Source organism: Lactococcus sp. (assembly GCF_036648155.1).
Lineage (GTDB): Bacteria > Bacillota > Bacilli > Lactobacillales > Streptococcaceae > Lactococcus > Lactococcus cremoris.
Genome location: NZ_JAVXIY010000046.1, coordinates 1 through 539, shown reverse-complemented (window position 1 = coordinate 539; position 539 = coordinate 1). Strand labels below are relative to the sequence as shown.

The window sequence follows — 539 nt, the reverse complement described above, 5'->3', positions numbered from 1 at the left end:
TCTAATGCTTAGTGGTTTAAGATTAGGATAGCACGACTTATTTATTTTCCAATGAAATTAACTAGCAATTCGGGTATAATATAGTAATTAGATACAAGTATATCTACTGTGTGATGTAAGCCAAGTCCTTAGAGTCAAGAGTGTATAATTTTAATATATTTTTTAAGCTATCACTTTTTCAAATTAATTGGGGGTAAGATATCCTAAACTTTGATGAATTCGTCTTGATAAAACGTTTCAATGTACCAAAAAATACTCTGATAGGCTGCTTCAAATTTTTTGCAGTAGTTCCTCAGTCATTCGCTTACCCAAATTCCAAGCAATGATTTTTTTGGCATAACGGTTTATAATAGTTGAGAGATAACACCACCCTCCGAAGAGTGGTCTTGTAAGGAATATCGGTTGACCAAACCTTATTTTTTCTGTCGGGTAAGTATGTATGATATTCTTTCGGTTAACAGAATCATATATGAATATCCTGGTTTAAATTTTTTTATGACCACAGAATATAGTTGAAGTTGCTTCATTAACTTTTGTAC

At 31.7% G+C, this 539-nt stretch carries 1 pseudogene; it reads right to left on the bottom strand.

The features are described 5' to 3' along the window. Positions 1-183: 183 nt before the first annotated feature. Positions 184-539: pseudogene (locus RSC39_RS12050) on the bottom strand (DDE-type integrase/transposase/recombinase); the annotation flags it as partial.